The organism is Pseudomonas sp. GW821-FHT11G12 (assembly GCF_058808055.1).
This window is the reverse complement of the sequence record NZ_JBXARH010000004.1, coordinates 233,290-254,882: the sequence shown is the minus strand read 5'-3', so window position 1 is coordinate 254,882 and position 21,593 is coordinate 233,290. Positions and strand designations below refer to the sequence as shown.

Sequence of the window (21,593 nt, the reverse complement as noted above, 5' to 3'; positions counted from 1 at the left end):
TACCCAGTAAAACAGCTGGTTTGCGAGTTCTTCGCTCGTTTGATGTTCTGCAAGTTATAACGATATTAGATCTTTGCATTTCCGTTGGTACACCGCGAAACCTACGATGCCCCCTGTCAGGTCGGAAGACGCCGATCATTCAAAAAGGGGAAGTCCATGTTGCCCAAGCACACGTTTGTAAAACGCCTATTGCCTGTGATGTTGGGTGCCGTGGTTTCCATGGCGGGGGGCGCAGCCCAGGCTGACGCGACACTGGACAAGATCGAGCAACGCCACGTACTGGCGGTCGGCGTGCTGCTCTCAGGTGGCCCCTTCGGCAGTATCGATCCCGCCACTCAGCAGCCGCGCGGCCTCAATGTGGAACTGGCGCAAGAACTGGGCAAGCAGCTCGGCGCAGAGGTGCAGTTGGTGCCGGTGCTGCCGGCCAACCGCGTGCAATTTCTGCAACAGGGCAAGGTTGACGTGCTGATCGCCAACATGGAATGGACCGCCGAGCGCGGCGAGATTCTCGGCTTCGTGCCGACACCGTTCTACCGTGTGGGCGGCACGGCCGCCGTGCTCAAGGACAGCAAGATCACTCGCTGGGAAGACCTAAAAGGCCAACCGGTGTGCACGTCCCAGGGCAGCAGTTACGTCAAACCGCTGACTGAATTGGGCGCCGAACTGAAAGCGTTCAAAAGCTCTTCCGAATCCTTGCTGGCGCTGCGTGGCAATAACTGCGTGGCGGCGGTGCATGACGCCACGCTGATCAACCCGCTGATCGCCGACAATGCCGAATGGCAGGGCTATCGTGCCCTTGCCCCGGAACTCAATCCGGCGCCGTCGGTGATCTGGACCCGTCGCGGTGAAAGCGACACCCAGGCCCGGCTTGATCCGATCATCAAGCAACTGCACCGCAGTGGCTGGCTGATCGAGGCCCAGACCCGCAACCACATCACGCCCGCGTCTCCTGCGCTGGTCGAACTGCAAAAACAGTTTCAAGCCAACGGCGCCTGACTTTCCTTTTTATCGATTTCCCGCAACCGTCGTCCTGGACGACGGTTGCCTGAGGCCGGCTAGCATGAATCATTATTTTCTCTCTAAAGACCTGATCAACGCGTCAGTGCAGCAGGTCGTTCGCACGCGGAGCGAACCATGACTCACTGGCTTGAGCTTTTCGTCCACTGGACCGCCGGGCTGGGCCTCAACTACAGCTTTGTGCTCGATGCCTATCAGCGCGGATCTCTCGGGCAAGGTGCGCTGACCACCGTGCTGCTGTGCGTATTCACCATCATTGGCAGCTTGCTGGCGGGCGTCGGACTGGCGGCGATGCTCACGTCAGGCAAACCCTGGCTGGCGACACCGGCCCGAATCTTTGTCGAAGTCACCCGCAACACGCCGACACTGGTACAGCTGTATTGCGCCTTCCTGGTGCTGAACATGCTGCTGACCCAGGCCGTCGGTGCGGCGAATCCGCTGACGCCATTTGCCTGGGTGGTGATCGTGATTTCCCTGCACAAGGGGGCATTTCATGCCGAAGCCCTGCGTGCCGGCATCGAAGCGGTGCCGACCGTGACGCTGGAAGCGGCCAGCTCACTGGCCTTCAGCAGTCGGCAGTTGCTGTGGAATGTGCAGTTGCCGCTGGCCCTGCGTTTTGCCCTGCCATCGCTGATCAACAACCTGATCGATCTGGTGAAGATGACCGCCGTGGCCTCGGCCATCGCTGTGGGCGACATCACCTACGCAGCGATCATGATCTGGACCCAGAGCGACAATGTGCTGGAGTTGATGATCCTGATCCTGAGCTTTTTCGGCCTGCTGAGTTTTATCGTCAATTGCGTGGGGCGCTACCTGGAAGCGCGCCTGAGGATGCCCGGTTATGGCCATTGAATCGTCCGTCAGCGTGATGACGACCTTGCCGCGCAAGCACCTCGGCAAGCTGTTGGCGCTGATTTTCCTGGGTTTGGCGTTGCTGTATTTCGGTGCGCAAAGCCCGGTGCTCAAGACCTTGGTGCAGTGGTCGCCGGCGCTGGCTGCGGGGTTCGCCCGGAATATTCTGATCAGCCTGGTCGCCATCGCGCTGGGGTCGCTGCTGGGGTTGTTGGTGGGTGCGCTGGCCCTGTCGCCGTTGCGCTTGACGCGTCTGCCGGCGCAGATCTGGGTGCAGGTGTTCCGTAATGCGCCGTGGCTGGTGCTGATCTATTTCACCACTTATGTGTTCCCGTTCGAGATTCACGTCGCCGGCGTTTACCTGCCGTTTCCGGACTGGGTCAAGGTCACCATCGGCCTCGCGCTGCCGGCCAGCGCCAACATCGCGGAAATCTTCCGCGGTGCCGTGGCGTCGATCCCGGCCACCCAATGGGAGGCGGCGCGTTCACTGGCGTTCACCCGTGGGCAGATTTTCCGCTCGATCATCCTGCCACAGTGCTTCAAACGCATGCTGCCGCCGTGGATGAACCTGTACGCGGTGATCACCATGGGCACGGCGCTGGCTTCGCTGGTGGGCGTGCATGACGTGATCGACACCGCGCAGATCGCCAGCAACACCGTGAACATGACCGGGTTTACCGTGGTGATTTACCTGAGCCTGCTGGTGTTGTTCTTCGCCTATTGCTACCCGATTTCCCGACTCACCCGACGCCTGGAGCGACGTTATGCCTTCTATTGAAACCGTCGGCGAGCCGCTGGTCAGCCTGCGGGATTTGCACCTGTCGTTCAGCGGCAACCCGGTGCTCAAGGGTATCGACCTGGACGTGCATCGCGGTCAGGCGGTGTCGATCATCGGCCCGTCCGGCTCCGGCAAGTCGACCATCCTGCGCTGCATCACCGGCCTGTTGCAGCCCCAGCGTGGCAGCATCCGTGTCGGCTCGACCGAGGTGCACACGCTGACGCAGGAAACCCAGCGCATCGAGTTGCGCAAGCGCGTGGGGTTTGTGTTTCAGCAGTACAACCTGTTCCCGCATCTGTCGGTGCTGGAGAACCTGGTCGTGGCGCCGCGCAAGGTGCTGGGCCGCAACCGGGTCGACGCCGAAAAGGACGCACGCGCCTTGCTGGCCAAAGTGCGTCTGGAGCACAAGGCCGATGCCTATCCCGGGCAGTTGTCCGGCGGCCAGCAACAGCGCGTGGCGATTGCCCGGGCATTGGCGATGCGCCCGGAGCTGATTCTGTTCGATGAAGTGACTTCGGCCCTCGACCCGGAAACGGTCGGCGAAGTGTTGACGGTGATTCGCGAACTGACCGAGGAGGGTATGACCTGCGTATTGGTGACTCATGAAATGCGTTTCGCCGAAGAAATCAGCGACGTCGTCTATTTCACCGAGAACGGCGTCATCGTCGAGCACGGCAGTGCCGAGCAGATCTTCCAGAACCCCGTTAGTGAACGCACCCAGACCTTTTTGCGGCATGCCTTGGGCGATCCGGGTCGTCGCCCGGCGCTCGCCAACGATCCCTACCTGCTGAGCAATCTGAGCCGTTACAGCCTGTCCGTCTGAACCGAGGAGATATCCATGAGTACCGTGAACCGCGCCGACGTCATCGAGGACTTCCTGAAGAAAGTCCGCGTCATCCATCAACGGGGCGTCGACCGCACTGCGCTGAAGGAGATCGTGACGTTGCTCGAAGCGCTTGCCGAGCGCCGCGATCTGTTCAATTTCGACGAATTTCCCGCACCGGTGCCGGGGCAGGGCAGCACCGCATTCCGCTACCGTCTCAACGACGATGGCGACACACCGACGCTGTACCTCAACTCGCTGCTGCCGGGTAAAAGCACCATCCCCCACAACCATGAAACCTGGGCGATCATCAGTGCTATCGAGGGCCAGGAAATCAATTACGTCTACGCCCGCAGCGACGAGGGCCGCGAGCCGGGTTTCACCACCTTGCATCTGGAACGGGAAGTCATCGTGCAGCCCGGTACCTCGATCTCGTTCCTGGGTGAGGACCTGCACGGCATCCGTGTCGACGGCGACCAGCCGACCCTGCATTTCCACCTGTACGGTTTGCCGCTGGAGTCCCTCAACGGTCGCTACGGCGTCGAGGCGGACGGGCGCATTCTCAATTACAACGCCTCGCAAATGGCCCCGTCGATCAAGGCCTACGCATGATCGACCTGTATTACTGGCCGACTGGCAATGGCCTGAAAATCGCCATTCTTCTGGAAGAACTCGGGCTGGAGTACCGCGTACTGCCGGTCAATATCCGCGAGGGTGAGCAGAAGTGGCCGGCGTTCCAGCGCATCAGCGCCAATGGGCGGATTCCGGCGATTGTCGATCACGCGCCTCACGGTCTGGGCGAGCCACTGAGCCTGTTCGAGTCCGGCGCGATCCTCAACTACCTGGCTGACAAGGCCGGGCAATTCCTGCCGCCGCCGGGCACCGCCGCACGCCAAAAAGTCCAGGAGTGGCTGTTCTGGCAAGTGGGACATGTGACGCCGTACCTGAGCCAGTTGCAGCTGTTCAAGGAAAAGGCGCCACAACCTCAGCCGTTTGCCCTCGACCTGCTCAGCGGCGAAGCGACGCGACTGTATGGCGTGCTGGAGACGCGGTTGTCTGAAGTGCCGTATGTGGCGGGGGAGTATTCCGTCGCCGACATGGCGATCTTTCCGTGGATTCAGCCGCTGCGTCAGGGCCAGGACCTGGCGCATTTTCCGCAGATCAGTGCCTGGCGCGAGCGACTCAAACAGCGTCCGGCCATCCAGCGCGCCTATGCCAAGGGCCGGGACATCGCGGTCAACGAGCGCTCCCTGGCGCTTCAATAATTCATCTTCAAAAAGCGGAACCTCCATGAGCCAGACCGTATCCCCGCAGCAGTTGCAGCAATGGCTGTTCGACGGGCAGGAAATTGCCCTGTTTGATGTGCGCGAGCACGGCCAGTATGGCGAAGCGCATCTGTTTTTCGGGGTGAACCTGCCCTTCAGTCGACTGGAACTCGAGGCGGCACGCTTGGCGCCGAATCCGCATGTGCGGCTGGTGATCTACGACCAGGATGGCGGTAGTCTGGCGACCCGTTGTATGCAGGTGCTGCAGGGGTTGGGCTATGACAACGTGCACTGGCTCGCCGGGGGCGCCGACGGCTGGGAAGCAGCAGGTTATCAGCTGTTCGCCGGCGTACACGTGCCGTCCAAGGCGTTCGGTGAATTGGTCGAGGAGGCCAGTCACACGCCGCATGTCACGGCGCAGCAACTGGCCGAATGGCAGGCCCGGGGCGTGCCGCTGATGATGCTCGACGGTCGGCCGTTCGAGGAATACCGCAAGATGACCATCCCCGGTGCCATCTGCTGCCCGAACGGGGAACTGGGCTATCGCATCCATGACCTGATTCCGGACGACAGCACGCCGATCGTGGTCAACTGCGCCGGGCGAACCCGCAGCATTATCGGCGCCCAGACGCTGATCAATCTGGGGCTGAAGAACCCGGTCTACGCGTTGGAAAACGGTACTCAGGGCTGGTATCTGGAGGACTTTCGACTGGAGCACGGCAGTGCCCGGCGCTATGCCGATGAAGTGTCCGCCAAGGGGCTGGAAGCCCGGCGTCTGGCGGCCGCCCGGCTGGCGGACAAGGCCGGAGTGAAAACCGTAGCGGCTGACGAAGTCCGGCGTTGGGCCGATGACGCAGGGCGCAGTCTGTTCCTGTGTGATGTGCGCACGGCCGAGGAATTTGCCGAGGGCACTCTGCCGGGGGCGCAGCACACGCCGGGTGGGCAGCTCGTTCAATCCACCGATTTGTACATTGGTGTGCGCCGGGCGCGGGTGGTGCTATTCGACAGCGACGGCGTGCGCGCGCCGATCGTTGCCAGTTGGCTGCGGCAGTTGGGACATGAGGCTTATGTGCTGGCGGGTGGGACGGGCAGTGGCCTGGTGTTGTCCGGCACGGGCGTCGATACGCCCGCAGCATTGCCTCTGATCACGGCCCGGGCTCTGGCCGACGCACTCAAGGACGAGGCGGTCGTGCTGGTGGATCTGCGCCCGAGCATGGACTATCGCAAGGGGCATGTGGCGGGTTCGCGCTGGTCGATCCGCCCGTTGCTCGCCGATGCCGTGGCCGGGGAGACAAGGCCATTGGTGTTATTGGCGGATGATCCGGCGCTGGCGTCCATCGCCGCTCTGGAATTGCCTGCGGTTCAACGCGCTGGCGTGCGCTTGCTGGACGGCGGACTGTCGGCGTGGCAAGCGGCGGGCGGCGCGGTGCAGGAGGAGGGCAGCAGTCCGGCAGATCAGGATTGCATCGACTTCCTGTTTTTCACCCATGACCGTCATTCCGGGAACAAGGACGCGGCACGGCAATACCTGGCCTGGGAAATCGGCCTGCTGGCGCAGATGAGTCGCGAGGAAATCGCCAGCCTCAAGCCGCTGAAAACACCGGGTGATGCACAGGTACGCACCCGGCTGATTCATTCGGCCCGCACCGAAAACGGCAGCGGTGCACGCTCGGTCAATGTCCCGGTCACCCGCCTGAGCACCGTGTTGTTCGACAACCTGGCGCAGATGCGTGACGCCCGTCAGCGTCGCGACACTGAACGTGTCTTGAGCTACGGCGCCCGGGGCAATCCCACGGCGTTTGCCCTTGAGGACCTGGTCACGGAACTGGAAGGCGGCTATCGCACGCGTCTGTTCAGCACCGGGCTGGCGGCGGTGGCGCAGACGTTCCTGGCCTATCTGCGCCCCGGCGATCATCTACTGATTACTGAAGCGGTCTATGCGCCCGTGCGGCGACTGGCCGCTGAGCTTCTGGAACCGTTCGGCATTCAGGTCGATTACTTCCAGGCCGACGGCAGCACTCTGCCGGGTTTGCTCAAGGCCAACACCCGAATGGTCTACACCGAAGTGCCGGGATCGCTGCTCTACGAACTCTGCGACTTGCCGGCGATAGCGAGCCTTTGCCAACCCCGCAACATCCTGCTGGCCGTGGACAACACCTGGGGTTCGGGTTACCTGTACCGGCCGCTGGCGCTGGGCGCGGACATTTCCATCATGGCGCTGACCAAATACCTGAGCGGCCACAGCGACGTGGTCATGGGCAGCGTCTGCACCCGCGAGGACGTCTGGCAACCCTTGGCGTCCATGAGCGATGCAATGGGTGTCACGGTCAGCCCTGACGACGCGTATCTGGTGCTGCGCGGTGCACGCACCCTGGCATCACGCCTGGAGGTTCATGAACGCCAGGCGCTGGAGATCGCTCACTGGTTGCAGGCGCACCCGGCGGTGAAACGGGTTTTCCATCCGGCGCTGGCCGAGCATCCCGGGCATGCGCTGTGGCAACGGGATTTCACCGGGAGCAACGGGCTGTTGTCGTTCGAGCTGCATCACGCCGGGGCTGATCAACTGGAGCGATTCATCGATTCGCTGCAACTGTTCGGGCTGGGCGCGTCGTGGGGCGGGTACGAGAGCCTGATCACGGTGACCGATGCGCTGGACAGTCGTGGCGCAGGTTCAGTGTTGCGGCTGCACATCGGGCTGGAGGATGTCGAGGCGTTGATCGAGGATCTGCAGCGCGGGTTTGCCGCTTGTCGTGAACGCTAGTCCTCGCGCACCTTGCTGATCGAGAACCGGCGCAACTTCAGCGCCGTGTCCAGTCGGCTGACCCAGTTGATGTCATTGAGATCCGCGCCCAGCAGGTTCTCGATGCGTCCCGTCCGGTAATTGAGGGTGTTCGGGTGGATGCCGAGGGTCTTGGCGGTCTGGGCGCGGTGACGGCCACTTGAGAAGAACGCCTCCAGCGTCAGCAGGAGGTCGGGTTCATGGCTGAGTTGCTCGATGAGCGAAATCAGGTACCTGAGGGTGTTGTCATGGCTGCGCACGCTGTCTTCGATCAGCACGCTGGAATAGCGTCTGACGAGTTGTTCGGCCCCGTTGAAAGGGAAGAGGTCGATCGCCTTGATCGCTTCTTCTGCCGTGCTGATCCAGCCGGCGATACCTTGATTCAACAGACCGATACCCACGCCCCGCAGTTGGGGCAGGAGCGCGGGCAGTGACGCAGCGCTTTCGGCCATTCGCTGGTCGCATTGGGTCAGGGTTTCGCCTTTGATGCCCGGCAGCCAGATCACCAGTTTGTCCCGGTACCAGACGCGGATCAGCTCCTTGACGGGAATCTTCAGGTGCCGGGAAACCTGCAGGGTCAGGCGGTCGAATTCGTCTTCGCGCTGCAACGGCTGGACAGGGCGCAAGGGCAGTTCCAGTGCGAGCGCCACGCGGGGCGTGCTGGCGTCCAGGCCGAGTGCCGACAGGGTGTCCTCAAATCCCTCGGTATCCTGCGGCGAATGCAGCAGGAAGTGATAAAGGCGTTGGTGCAGGTGTTCCCTCCAGCGGACTTTCTGAATCTGTTCTTCCAGATACGCCTGGACCACTTCTTCGGCGATATCGTCGAAGAAGTCGAACATGTAGCCGGAAATCTGCAACAACAACTCTTTGCTTAATGCATCGTCGTCTCTGGCGAGTTCCAGGTAGCCGCTCCAGATTTCACGCACCCCCAGACTGAAGCCGCGCATCAGCGATTGCAGGGGCACGCCCTGATGGACCCGCCTGCAACCGATTTCCTTCAGCGTACGGCGCGTGTCCTGCGACAGACCCTCGCCGGTCAGCAGTGTTTCGCACCACAGGCGCGCGGTGTAGCTCAGGGAGTTTTCCAGATCCTTGCGGGCTTCTGGCGTGAGGTCCTTGTAGCCCGCCATCCGGTTGAGCTGGCTGTTGATCTTCGCGGTGAGCAGGGAAGGGGTGTTCGCAAACTCGCGGGTGATCGTTGCAAGTCGAGCGCTGAGGGTGGGGATTGGCGTCACTGTGTTCACCTTTTTGCGCCTGGAAGTGTCGATTTCACTCGCCGGCGAGTGTCTGTGCGCGCTCTATACTCTTACGTTCACCAAGCCAGTTCAACAACGCTTTCAGCCCGGTTTTCCGGTTGTTTACTGTCACAACGAAGTTATGTTTTTTTCCAATATCGGGGCCGTGGACGGATCGGTAAGGTGCGCAGGTCAATTCCTTGCCCAGAGGTTCCGGTTTGCGTCAGTCGTCACTTGCGGAGGTAGGCATGCCTTCATTCAATCCCGTCAGGCTGGCACTGATACCTGTCGTTCTACTGCTCAGTGGATGCTCCATGTCCCCCTCGCTTGTACTGTTCGGTGCGGCTTTTCCTGACTGGCTGTTCTGCATTGTCGGCGGCGTTCTGGCGACCACGGCAATCCACGTGATACTGGGCAGATATTCGCTGCGCGAACGCATTTCTCCTCTGGCACTGAGTTACCCGGCACTGACCGGACTCCTGGCGATGCTGTTGTGGCTCGTCGTCTTCCACGGATGAATGCCCGCCATGAATAAAACCACCGAAAAAACGCATTCAAGCCGTGTGCCGACGCTGCTGATCGTTCTGGCCGCTTTTCTGGTGCTGGGTTATGTGCTCTGGCAAACCGAAACCCGGCCGAGTACCGATGATGCCTATGTGTACGCCGACACCATCGATGTCGTTCCGGAAGTGAACGGCCGGATTGTCGAGATGCCGGTGCGCGACAACCAGTTGGTCAAGCAGGGCGATCTGTTGATCCGCATCGACGCACGTCCGTATCAGGATGCGCTGGATCAGGCCAGGGCGCGGCTGGTTACGCTGAATCATCAGATCGGTTTGACCCAGCGCAGTGTGAATGCCCAACAATACGAGGCGGCATCGGCTGTGGCGTCGGTCGAGCGGGCGCGGGCGCAGGCCACGCAATCGAACGACACCCTTCAGCGTCTGGAGAAGTTGCTCGCCAAGGGTTATGTGTCCGTGGAAGCGGTGGATCAGGCGCGAACGGCCCAGCGTTCGACGGCTGCCGAACTCAACGCCTCCCGATTGCAGGCGCAACGAGCCGGGGCTGCCGTCAGTGGTGTGGATGCGCTGGTGGCGCAGCGGGCCGAGGTCGAAGCGCAGATTTCCCTGGCCGAACTGAGCCTGGAGTTCACCGAGGTTCGCGCACCTTTCGACGGGCGAATCGCGTCCTTGCGCACCACCGTCGGCCAGTTCGCCTCGGCCTACAAACCGATTTTCACGCTGATCGATACGCGCCACTGGTACGTGGTGGCGAACTTTCGCGAGACCGATCTGAAAGGCATCAAGGCTGGCACGTCCGCCACGCTTTATCTGTTGGGCGACACCGGCAAGCGGTTTCAGGGGCGGGTCGACTCGCTCAGTTTCGGTGTGTTGCCGGATGACGGCGGGACCGTCATCGAAGGCCTGCCGCGCGTCCAGCGCACCATCAACTGGGTCAGGGTTTCGCAACGCTTTCCGGTGAAGATCTCGGTGCAAGACCCCGACCCGGAGCTGTTTCGCATCGGCGCCTCTGCCGTCGCGGTACTGCGCCCTGACGAACCGGCCAAGACCGGTCAATGAAACGCTCGGCGGAAGACAGGAACAGGGGCAGCCTGGAGCGCCTGTATCGGTTTCTGGTCGATGAACTTCAGCCGTACCCTGGCCGTGTGAACCTGTTGCTGCGCACGCTGCTGGGCAGTGCGCTGGTGATCATCATTTCGATGACCCTGCAGGTTCCGTTGCTGGCGCTATCGTTGATCGTGGTCTTCTACGTGACGCAGACCAATGTGGTGCTGACCCGCATGGTCGGGATGCTGTTCCTGGTCGGCGCAACACTGGCCATCGGCTTGACCATCCTGCTTCTGAAGTTCACCTACGGATACCCGCTCCTGAGAATTTTCGGCGCGAGCATGCTGTTTTTCTGTAGTGCCTATCTGATCCGGGTCACCCGGATCGGTGTTGTGTTTTTCGTGGTCGGCATTGTGGTGATCTATGCCCAGACCTTCGTCGACCTGACCGATCAGGCCGAGGCCGTTTTGCGTCTGGTGCTGTGGGTGTGGGTGGCGGTCAGTTACGCCATCGGCCTGACGCTGTTGGTCAATACGCTGCTGTTGCCGGCGGAGCCTGTCAGGCAACTGGAGAATCATCTGCGATCGCAGTTGTTGATCGTTGCCCGGTGTCTGAGCGGCGAGCAGAGCGGTGCGGCGCTGGGTGCCGCCGCGATTCAGCGCAGCGTGTTGGCCGCGCAGCAACTGTTGAGGTTCGCCTGCATGAGGGACGCCGGTTATCGCAGCCAACAAGTCGCTCACCTGGCGCGCATCAGCAGTATTTCCCGACTGTTGACGTTGGCCGCTCAATTGCCGGCGCCCACAGCGAACGCTCTGGCCAACGAATTATTGCGACAGGCAGTGCTTGATCTGGAGGCTTCTCTGGGCACGGGACAGGCACCCGAAGGGATGTCCGTTCTTGATCAGATCGATACGAGAGGATTGCCCGGCGTTTACGAGGAAATACGCCTGGAGTTGCTGTCTTTTCTGAATGTGGAGAAGGCTGATAACCCTCAAGGCACCAAGGCTCAGAGCGCGCCGATGTGGGTGCCGGATGCGTTCGAAAACCCGGTGTACATGCAGTTTGCCGTCAAGACGCTGCTGGCGGCGTCGCTTTGTTACCTGTTCTACATGGGCACGGACTGGCAAGGCATCCACACCATCATGCTGACCTGCCTGATCGTCGCTCAGCCCAGCCTCGGCGCGACCGGGATGCGTGCGACGTTGCGTGTCGGTGGTGCGCTGGTGGGCAGTGCCTTGGCTTTGGCGATGGTGATTCTGGTGGTTCCGCACATCGACGGGATCGTCGGCCTGTTGTTCATGTCATTGCCGGTGATTGCGCTGGGTTCCTGGATCGCCGCCGGCTCCGAGCGAATCAGCTACGCCGGTGTGCAGATCGTGTTCACTTTCGCGTTGGCGTTGCTGGAGCAATTCGAGCCCAGCACCAATTTGACGGAGATTCGTGATCGCGTGATCGGTGTGCTGTTGGGGGTCGGGATTTCCCTGTTGATTCACGCCTTTCTGTGGCCCGAGGCAGAGGGTGAAGCGTTGCGTCAGCGATTGGCGAAGCTGATGGACCGACTGGCAGACTCGTTGAAAACCCGACGAACAGCTGACGAGGCGCCCCGTGATTTGCGGGTATGGAATGAGTTGGCCGACAGCCAGGCGATGTTGGCCAGGGTGGCGCTGGAACCTGGCTGGCAGGTCGCCGAGAGTCATCAGGAAGTGCTGGTTTTTCGTATGCAGGAATTGCTGGTGCGGCTTCGCACCATCGCCATGGCAATCGATGCGCTACAAGTTGAATTGACTCACGATCAGTCGGAAGGCGAGGCCTGGCTGGCATCGCTCGAACTGTGCAACGAGACCGCCGCCGTGCTCGATGACTATGCACAACAGTTGAAAGGTCAGGGTGGTTTTGTTGTCGCGAGAGGGACGCTTGCACGCTTGCATGCTTATGCAATGGCAAGACTTCAGGACGACACCTTGAGAGCGCGCTTTGTCGATTTGCTGGCGAGCGTCGATGACTTGCCTTCAAGCGGTCCGGGATTGGGGGTAGGGCTGCCCGCCGAATAAGGCGAACAGCCTCCCATTAACGTAGACGGTTACTCAAAGTACGCCGTCATAGGTACGGATGTTTTGTCGCAGCGCCGCGAGGAAAGAGAACGCGTTCTCCACGCGCTCGCCTTCGAAGCCGTGATAGTAGTTCTGCGGAGTCAGCACGGTGCCGGCGCTGCGCTTGTTATCCGGGTGGAGGCAGTAGGGGATCGACAGGAATCCACTGTCGAAGGCACTGAGGATGGCTTCGGACAGATTGGTATCGCGCTTCAACGTCCCCTCGATCAGCCGTTTTGCGGCCCCCAGAATGCGCGCGTGTTCCTGCGCATCGAACGGGATATCCGGCAGAACGCCGTCGGTGTGCAGGCAATAATCCGCGTATTCCAGGGCCGCGATGTTCTCCTCGATCCGGGGAATCCGCCGTGATTCCACCGGCGTCTTGATGATGACCCTTTGCACGCCTGTCGCGCGGATCATGCCCAGCGCATCGCCGGTGATTCGGCAGAAGCCACCCAGGGTCCGGGGGAAGAACCCCATGAACACATAGCCGACAAAGTGATAACTGCCCGGTGCGAAGTACTCGGCCGCCAGCTGTTGCAGCGCCGTCACTGCGGCGCGGTCCTGTACCGGCGAGGTGCCCTGGGCATAGGAGAAGGACAAGGTCTTGATCCCGTGGGAGCGCAAGAAGAGCCCTTCAAGGATGTTGAGTGCAACCAGAATGACCGGGTCGCACATCTGCCCCATCATGCAGCCGGCAAAGCTTTCGATATGACTCTGCTCTACGCCCTGGGCCAGCACCTGGCAGGATTTCTCCCAGTGGCCGAAGGCTTCGCGCAGCGGTGTGCGGCTGTAAGGCAGGCAATAAGAGATCGGTCCGCCTTCGGTGGTGGCCAGGCCGATCTCGACCATGCGCTGGAAAATGTGCAGCGGGTTGGGCGAGCCATGGCGAATCTGCACCGGCAGTCGGTAGCGGTCGTGAATCTGACCGAGCATGGTACGGGTCTGTGCCGGTGGATGGTTGACGATCGGGTAGCCATTGAGCATGGAAGCCGTATCGATGGCCCGTTGTGCCGCCTCAAGGTTGTTCACCCGTGTGAATGCATCAAGGGTGATGGTGCAAACGGTGTTTGCCCGGCTTGCCGCTGTGGCCTCCAGACCCGCCTGCATGCGGGCCGGGTCACTGAAACCCATGCGCGGCTGAAGTACCGGGCCGCGTGCGTCGAACTGCTCAAGGACATGCGTGTTGAAGTCGATCATCCTGGCAAACCTTTATCTGGACCTGAGGGGGCGGTGTCGCGGGTCATCGAGCGACCCGTTTTTCCAGGTGATGCGTCGGATAAAGCTGCGCTGTCACCAGCTCCTGAAAGGCATCGAAGCTGTTCGCGACGCTGTCGTCGAACACTTCATCAAAGCCTGCCGTCCTGAGGGTTTCGCTGTGCCGGGCGATGGTCTGCGGATCGTTTTCGGTGCAGATCTTGCCACCGATATACAGCCCTTCCGAGTGATCGGTCTCGGCACGAATGCGCCGGGCGAGTTCGGCGCCCTCAAGGTAGCCGTGGCCGTTGACCGTGCTGACCACAACGATTGCGCTACCGTTGCGATTGAGCCGCGAGACCACCTCATCCATCGGGGTGTTGGGCCCCAGGTTTTCGACCTTGTAGCCAAGGTCGTTGAGCAGGAACTCCATGAACACCAGATTCCAGCTGTGAGAGTCCGAAGGTACGGTGGTGAGCAGTGCGGTTTGTTTGAACGTCATCGTTAAAGTCCCTTTTAAGTTGCATTCCTGGCTGCGTAATACGGGAGTGCCCGTTGAAAGTTGCGAAAGTTCGTCGTGACCGCGTTGATGTATCCCCAGTTCTCCCCGTAGTTGGTCGGGAAGGGTTTTGAGCCTTCGATCCTGTCGCGCTCGCGGGCGGTGATGTAGTTCGGCCACTCCTTGGATCGCGGGCGGCGGTGGTGGAAGTCGTGGCACGGCGTATCACCGACCATTACAAACAGGCGAATGAACAAGTGGAACGCGAGCATCTTGATCAGCCACAGGCCGATATGGGCGTAGCGTCGAACGGTGCCTGCGCCGTCGGGGATGTGCAGTTCTTCGCCGATGAACACCGCTGTCGTGCTTTCGCAGATGAAGTCGATGCCGCGTCGCTCCAGGACATCCACGCTTGGCCAGGTGTGTTCGGCGGCGAGGCGGAAGGTGGTGCTGATGTGGTAACCCGCGAAGACCGGCACGACCCAGGCCATCATGAACAGATCGAAATGGCCCAAAACGATCGACAACAGCGCAAGGCTCGCCCAGAACAGGAGGGTCAGTGCCGAGACGCGTCGGTTTGGCGCCGTTGCGGAGGCCTTCAGTCGCCCCCAGAACGAGCGCAGGATGGCGAGCGGGGAAAACGCCGTGGACACCAGTTTGGTCCACATGGTGGTGATGCTGTCGGACGGCTTCAGCCCTACCACGCTTTGCAGGTAGGAGAGGGTGTCGTCATCGTCGGTCAGCAGGGTTTTGGAGCTGTGATGCAGCGTGTGCTCATGCTTGTACGTATCGAAAGGCTTGAGCATCAGGGCGCCGGAAATGATCCGGCCCACGGTCAGGTTCTTCTCGCGTGATTCAAAGACCATGTCGTGAGCGCAGTTGTGGCAGATCATCACTTGCATCTGCTTGATGCCCCCGGTCGCCACGACGAAGCCCAGCAGCCAGAGTGCAACGTTGCCGTGCAGGTAACCGATGCCGGCCAGCAGCGTGCCGGAGGCTATTAATCCCGCCGACACAAGGATATGGTGCATCGGTTTCAGGACGCGGACCCGATCGAGGTCTTCGGGCAGAGGTTTGGCCGTCAGCCAGCTCAAGAACGGCTGCATGAACCCTGGAAGGGCGCGCATTGAATTACGTATCATCCATGTTTCCTCTGGGTTTTGCTCCGTGCAAAAACTCTAACGTGGCCTCGAATTATTTCGAATAGAAATAGGTGGGGATCGATTTTCCATTTTTGGGTATGTCATCAACATGGACTGGGATGATCTGAAGGTTTTTGTCTTCGTCGCCAAATCGAACAACGTGACCGAGGCCGGAGTTTCGCTCAAGGTCTCGGCCTCGACGGTATCGCGCAAGATCGCCGCGCTCGAGGAATCGCTCGGCACTGTGCTGTTCTCGAAGAAGACCAATGGCTATTTCCTCACGGAGGCGGGCCGCACGTTGCTGCCACTGGCACTGGAAACCGAGGAACGCTTCAAACTGATGGAGCGGCAGATGTCGCAACCGGGGGACCGGATGGCGGGGCAGGTGCGGATCGATTGTCCTGAACTGATGGGCACGCACCTGATCATTCCGGGGCTTTCCGCATTCCGTGATCAGCATCCGGAAATCAGCTTCGATTTCATCAACTCGGCGGTGTCCTCCAAACTCACGCAAAGCCACAGCGACATCATTGTCCGGTTGCGCAGGCCCGATAACGGCAACTTCACCATGCGCCGGGTGGGCACGCTGATGCAGGGGCTGTTCTGTTCCCAGGGATATGCCGCAACCCATGGGCTGCCCACGGAGCCCGGCGACTTGAAGGATCACAACCTGATCGGCTGGACCGAGGAGATGGCTTACATGCCGCTGGCGCAGTGGCTGAGTGAAGTCAGTGGTGACCAGAAGCTCTGGATGCGTGTGTCCAACCTCAACGCTCAGCTGAAAGCGGTCGAGGCCAACCTTGGCATCGCTGCGTTGCCGGCCTATGTCGGCCACCAGTCCGGTTTGCTGCAGGTGTTGCCCGACCGGCCGTCACGCACCTCGGATATCTGGTTGCTGCGCAATCAGGCGACGCAGGGCGTCAGTCGTGTCGATCGAGTGGTGGAGTATCTGACGGAGCTGTTTCACAGCAAAACGGCCGAAATTCACTGACGGCTGTTTTGCTGCGAGGTCAGGGGACCAGGATCAGCGAGCCCCGGGTTTCCCGGTCTTGCATCATGCGATGGGCTTCAGCGGCCATGGCCAGCGGCAGGCGCGTTATCCGAGGGGCCTGGATCGAACCGTCGGACAGGGCCAGCAGCACACGCGAGGCAGCGTCGGCGAGTTCGGCGTCCTGGCCGATGTAGTGCTTCAAGGAGGGCCGGGTGACATGCAATGAGCCCAATTGCCCAAGCCGTGACAGGTTGAACCCGGTCACATCGCCCGAGGCATTGCCAAACAGCACGAGATGACCGCGCTGGCGCAAACTGACCAGCGACAGCTCCACGGTGTCGTGCCCGACAGAATCGAACACCACATGAGCACCCTTGCCCTCGGTCAATTCACGAATGGATGCTGCTGCGCCCGGGGCGCCCGCGTCGAGAGCGGCAATGCATCCGGCCTCCAGCACTTGTTTGCGCTTGGCTTCGGTCGACGTGAGGCCGATGACGCGCATGCCTCGAGCGACCAGCCAGCGGGTGGCAATGCTGCCCACGCCTCCGGCAGCGGCGTGCCAGACAACATAATCGTCAGGCTTGAGCGGGACGCAACGATGAGTCAGGTATTCGGCCGTCAACCCCTTGAACATCAACGCCGCGACGACCTCGGCGGGTGCATCATCGGGCAGGCGAATGGCACGTGCGGCCGGAAGGATTGCGTGGCTGGCGTAACTCCCGGTCGAGTTGTCGACGAACGCAACCCGGTCACCGGGGGCGAAGCCTTTTACCTGGGCTCCACATTCGACTACGCGACCGGCACCTTCCATGCCCAGCCCCCTGGGAAACGGCGAACCGTCCTCCAGAGCACCACTGCGACGGTGCAGGTCGATGAAGTTCACCCCCGCCGCTTCGATGGCAACCGTGATCTCCTCGGGGCCTGCGGCGCGCAGTCGATATTCGCGTAATTCGAGGACGTCCGGTTGACCTGGTGTGGCGAAGACGATCCCGTGTGCATGGGTCATAGGTACTCCTTACAGTGGGCCGATACGCAGGAAAATCCAGACCGCCACGGCGATCAGCATCAGACCGAACGCGGCGTTCTGGAACACCAGTAATCTGGGGCGTGACTGGATCAGTTTCTGCACGGTCGAGCCCAGCGAGACCCAGATGACATGCGAGAAGAAATTCAGCGAGATCAGCGCGGCGCTCAGGATCAGCACGACACTGCTGCTGGTTTCACCGGAGGGCATGAAGGTCGAGAACATCACCAGCAACATCACGATGCCCTGAACATTGCCCAGTTGCACAACGATCCCGTCCTTGAATTGCAGGTGCATGGCCTTGTCGCTGGGCGCCTTGAGCGGGCGACGCAACAGCCGGATGCCCAGGTACAGAATGTAGAAACTGCCGACGACTTGCAGAACCCAGACCAGCGTCGGGCTGTTCATGAGCGTGTGATAAAGGCCCAGTCCGACCAGCACGGCGATCAGGAAGTAAGTGATATCCAGGCCGGCAATGAACCGGACCGAGCGGCGCACACCGCTTTGCGCACCCGAGGTCGCCACCATCAGATTGCCAGGGCCTGCACTGAGGGTCAGCGGCACCATGGTTGATAGCCAGAGCAACCAGTTGATGCTGAAAATTTCTTGCATGTTGTCTTCCTTAATCGCGATGCGAACTGAACTGCAGCCAGTCTAATTCGCGGTCGCTTATAAGGTTATAGCGAAGAGCGCAAGGCGGTTTCCCAGAAATGGGGGAAGCGCGGGAGAGGGCGATCAATGCGACGAAACATACTCCGAGGGTGTAGTCGGCGCAGGCAAGGCATAGGTTGCTTTCATCCACTCGATCTCCGCCTGCGGCGTCCTGCCGAAAAAGCGTTTGAACTCGCGACTGAACTGCGAGGCGCTTTCATAACCCACGTTGAACGCCGCTGCCGAAGCGGTCATGGCATTGCGCAGCATCAGCAGTCGCGCCTGGTGCAGTCGCGTCGACTTCAAGTACTGCATCGGCGAGGTGTCCGTCACGCTGCGAAAGTGCAGGTGAAAGTTGGGCACGCTCATTCGGGCTTCGTGAGCGAGTTGCTCGACGTCCAGGCGCTCCTGATAGCTGCTGTGGATCTTGCGGATCGCCCGAGTCACCTTGCCGAAATGCCCCTGTCGATTAAGCGCAGCACGCATCGATCCGCCTTGTTCACCCGTCAGAATGCGGTAGTAGATTTCCCGCATCAGCGATGGCCCCAGTATCTGCGCGTCCCCCGGGATACTCATCGCTTCGAGAAAACGCAATGTCGACGCACGGAGCCTGTCGTCCATCGGCGAGGCGTACATGCCCTTGGGTTGCGCGTCGCTTGGGCCGTGAAGGTCATCCACTTGCTGCATCAACTCGCTGGCCAGCTGGAAGTCGAGGTGCATGTAGATCGCAAGCATCGGCTCGGCCTCGGTCGCATCGGTTTCCATGGTGAAGGGGATCGGCACGGACACCACCAGATAATGCTGGGCGTCGTAAACGTAGACGTCATCGCCCAGATAACCGCGTTTCTGGCCCTGACAAAGGATCACGATGCCCGGGTCGTACAGCACCGGTGTGCGGGTCAGCGGCCGGTTCGCGCGCAGGAAGCGGACACCTTCAAGCGCACTGAGGTTGTAGCCCTCGACCGGTGCGAGCGTTTCCATGAGCTGCACCATGCGCGAGGTGCCTGCGTCGGCCTGCTTCATTGCTTCCCCTCTATTGCCCGCTCAATGGTCGGTGGAGCGAGTCAACGCTTCCCACTGATCGATCTCGCCGGCGGCGTGTTTGAGCTTTTCACGCACCAGGCGCAACGCGTCACTTCCCAGGAGCACGTGCGCCGGTGGTGTCGGGCTGGCGATGATCTGCAACATCGCCTGGGCGGCTTTTTGCGGATCACCGAGCTGCTTGCCGCTCTTTTCTTCTCGCGCCTTGCGCACCGGATCGAAACTGGCGTCGTAGTCGGCAATGCTGCGCGGTGTGCGCTGCATCGAGCGACCGGCCCAGTCGGTTCGAAATGAACCCGGTGCAACGGCGGTCACGAAGATATTGAAGGGCGTCAGCTCTTTGCTCAGCGTATCGGAGATGCCTTCGAGCGCAAACTTGCTGCCGCAGTAGTAGGCGATGCCCGGCATCGTGATCGTGCCGCCCATCGAGGTGATATTGATGATGTGGCCCGCACGCCGCTTGCGAAAGAAGGGCAGGAACGCCTTGATCACGGCAACGGCGCCGAACACGTTCACGTCGAACTGGCGGCGCATGTCTTCCAGCGGTGACTCTTCGAAGATGCCTTCATGGCCGTAACCGGCGTTGTTGATCAACACATCGACCGGCCCATGAGTCGCTTCAACTTCGGCAATGACGCCGTCGATCCGGTCGAAGTCCGTGACATCCAGCATCACCCCGTAAGCGTTATCCACGGAGAGCGACTGAAAGGCGTGCAAGTCGGCTTCCTTGCGCACGGTCCCGATGACGCGATGGCCAGCCGCGAGTGCTTCCTTGGCCAGCGCGTGGCCGAAGCCGCTGCTGACGCCGGTAATGAAAAGGGTCTTGGTGGTGGACATGACGGGCTCCGGTGAATGGGGTTTCTGCTCATGGTATCCATCGCAGAAACGCCCACCTATGTCGGTTTGTCTTTGAGCATTGCCTATTCCTATCAACGAGGCGAGATGACGGTTGATGAACTTTTTGCATGGCTCCGGGCATCCAAGCAGGAACAGACCCAAAGCGCTGATATCAGCCAAGGACAGACGATGACTTTTCTGATTTTCCTGTTGGCCTGCGGTGCGGCAGCGAGCACCGGGATGATTTTCCAACCGGGTCCATGGTACGAATCGCTGAACAAGCCACGCTTTACACCGCCCCACTGGGTGTTTCCCGTTGCCTGGACAACGATCTACCTGTTGCTCGCGTGGGTCGGTTATCGTCTGACCCTGACGCCCGGCAGTGAAACGGTACTCGCCTTATGGGCGGCGCAAATTGCATTGAACACCTTGTGGACACCGGTGTTCTTCGGCGCCCATCGCATCTTCGCCGGTATGCTGATCATCACGCTGCTGTGGCTGGTGGTCGCGGCGATGGTGGTGTTGGCATTGCGCCTGGATGTGATTACCGGTTTGATTCTGTTCCCTTATCTGGCATGGCTGTGTGTCGCGGCGGCGTTGAATTTTTCCATTCTGCGCAACAACCGCGAATAAATAGGACGAAATGAAGACATCAATGGACTGGCCCGCAGACGATAACGAGTTGGCGCAATTACGCGCTTTCAACAAGAAGCTTGCCCGGCTGCCGCGCTTTCGCATCCGTAATCGCATCACGCCGCGAGTGATTCAAATGCTGTTACGCCTCAGCCAATTGGGCGGCGCGAGAAAGTTGTTCAAGCACGGGCTCGAGGCAGAACGCAAAGTGGTGGGCGTCGACGGCGCTTCAGTGCCAGTGCGGATCATTCGGCCAAAGACAAAGGCCAAAGGCGTGGTATTGGATTTTCATGGCGGCGGCTGGGTCATCGGCAATGCGCAAATGAACGATCACCTCAACATCGGCATGGTGAACGCCTGCGACGTGGCAGTGGTCTCCGTCGATTATCGGCTTGTGGTCTCGACGCCGATTGAAGGCGTGATGCAAGACTGCCTCACGGCGGCTCGCTGGCTGCTGAGCGATGACTGCCACGAGTTTGCGAACCTGCCCGTCATCGTCGTGGGCGAGTCGGCCGGCGGCCACCTCGCCGCCGCAACCCTGCTGCAACTCAAACAATGGCCGGAGCTGCTCAAACGGGTGAGCGGGGCGCTGCTGTACTACGGCGTCTACGACCTGACCGGGACCCCCAGCGTACGCAACGCCGGACCCGACACCTTGCTGCTGGATGGGCCGGGGATGGTTGAAGCGCTGCAAATGCTCACGCCGGGATTGAGCGATGAAGAACGCCGGCAGGCGCCGTTGTCTCCGTTGTACGGCGACTTCACCGGGTTTCCGCCGGCGTTGATGTTTGCTGCGGAACTGGACCCGCTCAGGGATGACACGCTTGAGTTGGCTGAGCGTTGGGGTAGGGAGGCGGAGGTTGAAGTGCATCTGTTGCCGGAAACGGCGCATGGGGTGATTCATTTTCCGTTGGGGTTGGCGGGGAGGGTGGTTGGGTATAGTCGGGAGTGGGTTGGGGGGCGGGTTGATGAGGGGTGAGTGTTGGGGAAATGATTTGCTGCTGACTGGTGGGTTTTATGGAGGGCTGTTTTCGGCCAGAAACGAAAGTTAAAGCAGGTAAAATATCCATCGCCTTTCAGACTCACCCAAGAGCTAGCGCGACGTTAGTACGGAGATGTACTATTGCAGGCACGCGCACATCGGCGCGTGCTGCCCACCTACGGCCCACCT

General features: G+C 60.7%; 21 protein-coding genes. 13 read left to right on the top strand and 8 right to left on the bottom strand.

The window, feature by feature from the left end; all coding sequences use genetic code 11:
• Positions 1–156: 156 nt before the first annotated feature.
• The 7 genes from AC1RR7_RS15320 (at position 157) to metC (ending at position 7,496) form a co-directional block, all read left to right on the top strand.
• A complete protein-coding gene (locus tag AC1RR7_RS15320) occupies positions 157–996 on the top strand; it encodes a transporter substrate-binding domain-containing protein (RefSeq protein WP_273535789.1) in 840 nt (279 codons plus the stop codon).
• A 138-nt stretch (positions 997–1,134) separates the two neighbouring features.
• Positions 1,135–1,869, top strand: a complete 735-nt coding sequence (locus AC1RR7_RS15315) for an amino acid ABC transporter permease (protein ID WP_273535787.1) — start codon at positions 1,135–1,137, stop codon at positions 1,867–1,869.
• Positions 1,859–2,647 (top strand): amino acid ABC transporter permease, encoded by a 789-nt coding sequence (locus AC1RR7_RS15310; RefSeq protein ID WP_493157912.1) that lies wholly within the window; start codon positions 1,859–1,861, stop codon positions 2,645–2,647. Before AC1RR7_RS15315 ends, AC1RR7_RS15310 begins: the two co-directional genes overlap by 11 nt.
• Positions 2,634–3,470 carry an amino acid ABC transporter ATP-binding protein gene (locus AC1RR7_RS15305; RefSeq protein ID WP_273535785.1) on the top strand — a complete coding sequence of 279 codons (837 nt, stop codon included), beginning with the start codon at positions 2,634–2,636 and terminating at the stop codon, positions 3,468–3,470. Before AC1RR7_RS15310 ends, AC1RR7_RS15305 begins: the two co-directional genes overlap by 14 nt.
• Positions 3,471–3,485: 15 nt before the next feature.
• On the top strand, positions 3,486–4,082 hold the full coding sequence (locus tag AC1RR7_RS15300; protein WP_102622108.1) for a cysteine dioxygenase family protein: 597 nt from the start codon (positions 3,486–3,488) through the stop codon (positions 4,080–4,082).
• Entirely contained in the window at positions 4,079–4,735 is a 657-nt protein-coding gene (locus tag AC1RR7_RS15295) for a glutathione S-transferase N-terminal domain-containing protein (protein ID WP_273535782.1), read from the top strand. Before AC1RR7_RS15300 ends, AC1RR7_RS15295 begins: the two co-directional genes overlap by 4 nt.
• 25 nt (positions 4,736–4,760) lie before the next feature.
• Positions 4,761–7,496, top strand: coding sequence for a cystathionine beta-lyase (gene metC / locus AC1RR7_RS15290; RefSeq protein WP_493157911.1), 2,736 nt, complete (start codon positions 4,761–4,763; stop codon positions 7,494–7,496).
• Here the strand turns inward: metC and AC1RR7_RS15285 are convergent.
• Positions 7,493–8,749 carry a PucR family transcriptional regulator gene (locus AC1RR7_RS15285; RefSeq protein ID WP_493157910.1) on the bottom strand — a complete coding sequence of 419 codons (1,257 nt, stop codon included), beginning with the start codon at positions 8,747–8,749 and terminating at the stop codon, positions 7,493–7,495. The two genes, metC and AC1RR7_RS15285, sit on opposite strands and share 4 nt — an antisense overlap.
• Positions 8,750–9,063: 314 nt before the next feature.
• Between AC1RR7_RS15285 and AC1RR7_RS15280 the strand changes: the two genes are divergently transcribed.
• From AC1RR7_RS15280 to AC1RR7_RS15270, 3 genes are read left to right on the top strand one after another with little or no spacing between them, the layout of a single operon-like run.
• Entirely contained in the window at positions 9,064–9,267 is a 204-nt protein-coding gene (locus AC1RR7_RS15280) for a YtcA family lipoprotein (RefSeq protein WP_207267971.1), read from the top strand.
• Positions 9,268–9,276: 9 nt separating this feature from the next.
• Positions 9,277–10,329 (top strand): multidrug transporter subunit MdtN, encoded by a 1,053-nt coding sequence (gene mdtN / locus AC1RR7_RS15275; protein ID WP_493157909.1) that lies wholly within the window; start codon positions 9,277–9,279, stop codon positions 10,327–10,329.
• Complete coding sequence (locus AC1RR7_RS15270; protein ID WP_493157908.1) at positions 10,326–12,368, top strand: FUSC family protein; 2,043 nt, start codon at positions 10,326–10,328, stop codon at positions 12,366–12,368. Before mdtN ends, AC1RR7_RS15270 begins: the two co-directional genes overlap by 4 nt.
• Before the next feature lie 33 nt (positions 12,369–12,401).
• Here AC1RR7_RS15270 and AC1RR7_RS15265 read toward each other — a convergent pair whose 3' ends face one another.
• The 3 genes from AC1RR7_RS15265 to AC1RR7_RS15255 are packed head-to-tail and all read right to left on the bottom strand — an operon-like array spanning position 12,402 to position 15,245.
• Entirely contained in the window at positions 12,402–13,607 is a 1,206-nt protein-coding gene (locus AC1RR7_RS15265; protein WP_102622102.1) for a methylaspartate mutase, read from the bottom strand.
• Between the two features lie 43 nt (positions 13,608–13,650).
• On the bottom strand, positions 13,651–14,106 hold the full coding sequence (locus AC1RR7_RS15260) for a methylmalonyl-CoA mutase (protein WP_273539966.1): 456 nt from the start codon (positions 14,104–14,106) through the stop codon (positions 13,651–13,653).
• A gap of 14 nt (positions 14,107–14,120) precedes the next feature.
• Positions 14,121–15,245: a fatty acid desaturase gene (locus AC1RR7_RS15255; RefSeq protein WP_173861330.1), complete on the bottom strand. Its 1,125-nt coding sequence runs from the start codon at positions 15,243–15,245 to the stop codon at positions 14,121–14,123.
• Positions 15,246–15,354: 109 nt separating this feature from the next.
• Here AC1RR7_RS15255 and AC1RR7_RS15250 point away from each other — a divergent pair, with 109 nt between their 5' ends.
• Complete coding sequence (locus AC1RR7_RS15250; protein ID WP_493157907.1) at positions 15,355–16,236, top strand: LysR family transcriptional regulator; 882 nt, start codon at positions 15,355–15,357, stop codon at positions 16,234–16,236.
• Between the two features lie 19 nt (positions 16,237–16,255).
• Here AC1RR7_RS15250 and AC1RR7_RS15245 read toward each other — a convergent pair whose 3' ends face one another.
• From AC1RR7_RS15245 to AC1RR7_RS15230, 4 genes are all read right to left on the bottom strand, one after another.
• Positions 16,256–17,242 (bottom strand): quinone oxidoreductase family protein, encoded by a 987-nt coding sequence (locus AC1RR7_RS15245; RefSeq protein WP_493157906.1) that lies wholly within the window; start codon positions 17,240–17,242, stop codon positions 16,256–16,258.
• Between the two features lie 9 nt (positions 17,243–17,251).
• Positions 17,252–17,872, bottom strand: coding sequence for a LysE family translocator (locus AC1RR7_RS15240; RefSeq protein ID WP_102622098.1), 621 nt, complete (start codon positions 17,870–17,872; stop codon positions 17,252–17,254).
• Positions 17,873–17,995: 123 nt separating this feature from the next.
• Positions 17,996–18,934, bottom strand: a complete 939-nt coding sequence (locus AC1RR7_RS15235) for an AraC family transcriptional regulator (protein WP_493157905.1) — start codon at positions 18,932–18,934, stop codon at positions 17,996–17,998.
• A 21-nt stretch (positions 18,935–18,955) separates the two neighbouring features.
• Positions 18,956–19,789 carry an oxidoreductase gene (locus AC1RR7_RS15230; RefSeq protein ID WP_493066175.1) on the bottom strand — a complete coding sequence of 278 codons (834 nt, stop codon included), beginning with the start codon at positions 19,787–19,789 and terminating at the stop codon, positions 18,956–18,958.
• A gap of 189 nt (positions 19,790–19,978) precedes the next feature.
• On the opposite strand from AC1RR7_RS15230, the gene tspO reads away from it, so the two are divergent.
• Both tspO and AC1RR7_RS15220 read left to right on the top strand, forming a co-directional pair.
• On the top strand, positions 19,979–20,422 hold the full coding sequence (tspO, locus tag AC1RR7_RS15225; RefSeq protein WP_493157993.1) for a tryptophan-rich sensory protein TspO: 444 nt from the start codon (positions 19,979–19,981) through the stop codon (positions 20,420–20,422).
• Between the two features lie 10 nt (positions 20,423–20,432).
• Positions 20,433–21,401: an alpha/beta hydrolase gene (locus tag AC1RR7_RS15220; protein ID WP_493157904.1), complete on the top strand. Its 969-nt coding sequence runs from the start codon at positions 20,433–20,435 to the stop codon at positions 21,399–21,401.
• Positions 21,402–21,593 lie beyond the last annotated feature (192 nt).